The sequence below is a fragment of the Hydrogenophaga sp. ZJX-1 genome (genome assembly GCF_048590325.1).
Classification (GTDB): Bacteria; Pseudomonadota; Gammaproteobacteria; order Burkholderiales; family Burkholderiaceae_C; genus Hydrogenophaga.
In genome coordinates, this window is sequence record NZ_JBMBRA010000012.1 from 1 (window position 1) to 2500 (window position 2500).

2 rRNA genes (1 of these 2 cut by a window edge) are annotated in these 2500 nt (G+C 51.2%); both read right to left on the reverse strand.

The annotated features are described in order from the left end of the window. Nucleotides 1–51: 51 nt before the first annotated feature. A 5S ribosomal RNA gene (gene rrf / locus ACN5W5_RS23400) occupies nucleotides 52–164 on the reverse strand. 159 nt (nucleotides 165–323) lie between these two features. Continuing rightward, nucleotides 324–2500, reverse strand: a 23S ribosomal RNA gene (locus ACN5W5_RS23405) (it continues 702 nt past the right edge of the window).

Consider the following 2500-nt stretch of genomic DNA (forward strand, 5'->3'; position numbering starts at 1 on the left):
AAGCCGAAACCCCCAAGTACGGGAAGTACGAGGGGGTTAGGGGGAGTAAGAGCCTGACGATGACCTACTTTCACACGGGAATCCGCACTATCATCGGCGCAAAGTCGTTTCACTGTCCTGTTCGGGATGGGAAGGAGTGGTACCAACTTGCTATGGTCGTCAGGCATAACGGGTTGTCCTTGCTGTGCTGTTGCACAACAGGGACGAATTCATAGAGTTTCGAATCAGCTGATTTTGATTGCTGCCAACGATGTGGAACAACGTGAGTTGTCCACGGGGCATAACAATAACATTTGCACTTGGACGATTATCGTCAAAGTTATAGGGTCAAGCCTCACGAGCAATTAGTATCAGTTAGCTTAACGCATTACTGCGCTTCCACACCTGACCTATCAACGTCCTGGTCTTGAACGACTCTTTAGGGGGCTCAAGGCCCCGGCAGATCTCATCTTGGAACGAGTTTCCCGCTTAGATGCTTTCAGCGGTTATCTCTTCCGCACTTAGCTACCCGGCAATGCCACTGGCGTGACAACCGGTACACCAGAGGTGCGTCCACTCCGGTCCTCTCGTACTAGGAGCAGGCTTCCTCAAATCTGCAGCGCCCACGGAAGATAGGGACCAAACTGTCTCACGACGTTTTAAACCCAGCTCACGTACCTCTTTAAATGGCGAACAGCCATACCCTTGGGACCGGCTACAGCCCCAGGATGAGATGAGCCGACATCGAGGTGCCAAACACCGCCGTCGATATGAACTCTTGGGCGGTATCAGCCTGTTATCCCCAGAGTACCTTTTATCCGTTGAGCGATGGCCCTTCCATACAGAACCACCGGATCACTATGTCCTGCTTTCGCATCTGCTCGACTTGTCAGTCTCGCAGTTAAGCACGCTTATGCCATTGCACTATTAGCACGATGTCCGACCGTACCTAGCGTACCTTCGAACTCCTCCGTTACACTTTGGGAGGAGACCGCCCCAGTCAAACTGCCTACCATGCACTGTCCCCGATCCCGATAAGGGACCTAGGTTAGAACCTCAAACACACCAGGGTGGTATTTCAACGTTGGCTCCACAAGATCTAGCGACCCTGCTTCAAAGCCTCCCACCTATCCTACACAGATCTGTTCAAAATTCAATACAAAGCTACAGTAAAGGTTCATGGGGTCTTTCCGTCTTTCCGCGGGGAGATTGCATCATCACAAACATTTCAACTTCGCTGAGTCTCTGGAGGAGACAGTGTGGCCATCGTTACGCCATTCGTGCAGGTCGGAACTTACCCGACAAGGAATTTCGCTACCTTAGGACCGTTATAGTTACGGCCGCCGTTTACTGGGACTTCGATCAAGAGCTTGCACCCCATCAATTAATCTTCCAGCACCGGGCAGGCGTCACACCCTATACGTCCACTTTCGTGTTTGCAGAGTGCTGTGTTTTTAATAAACAGTCGCAGCCACCAATTTTTTGCAACCCGTTCGTGCTCAGATGTTCTCATCACACTACAAGGGCACACCTTCTTCCGAAGTTACGGTGTCAATTTGCCGAGTTCCTTCTCCAGAGTTCTCTCAAGCGCCTTAGAATACTCATCTCGCGCACCAGTGTCGGTTTGCGGTACGGTCAATTACAAGCTGAAGCTTAGTGGCTTTTCCTGGGACCTCGTTCAGTTACTTCGCGAGCAAGCTCGCTCGATCAACAGCCTCGGTATATGACACGCGGATTTGCCTACGTGTCGCCTACATCTGTCTAAACCGGCACATCCAACCGCCGGATAACCTATTAAGATCCGTCCCCACATCGCACTTGTAATCGGTACAGGAATATTGACCTGTTTCCCATCAGTTACGCATCTCTGCCTCACCTTAGGGGCCGACTCACCCTACGCCGATGAACGTTGCGTAGGAAACCTTGCGCTTACGGCGAGGGGGCTTTTCACCCCCTTTAACGCTACTCATGTCAGCATTCGCACTTCTGATACCTCCAGCATCCTTTACAAGACACCTTCACAGGCTTACAGAACGCTCTCCTACCACTTGCAATAAATTGCAAATCCGCAGCTTCGGTAACTGGCTTAGCCCCGTTACATCTTCCGCGCAGGACGACTCGATCAGTGAGCTATTACGCTTTCTTTAAATGATGGCTGCTTCTAAGCCAACATCCTGACTGTTTTAGCCTTCCCACTTCGTTTCCCACTTAGCCAATTTTAGGGACCTTAGCTGGCGGTCTGGGTTGTTTCCCTCTTGAGTCCGGACGTTAGCACCCGGTGCTCTGTCTCCCAAGCTGTACTCGTCGGTATTCGGAGTTTGCCTTGGTTTGGTAAGTCGCCATGACCCCCTAGCCAAAACAGTGCTCTACCCCCGACGGTAATACTTGAGGCACTACCTAAATAGTTTTCGGAGAGAACCAGCTATTTCCAAGTTTGTTTAGCCTTTCACCCCTATCCACAGCTCATCCGCTAATTTTGCAACATTAGTCGGTTCGGACCTCCAGTACCTGTTACGGCACC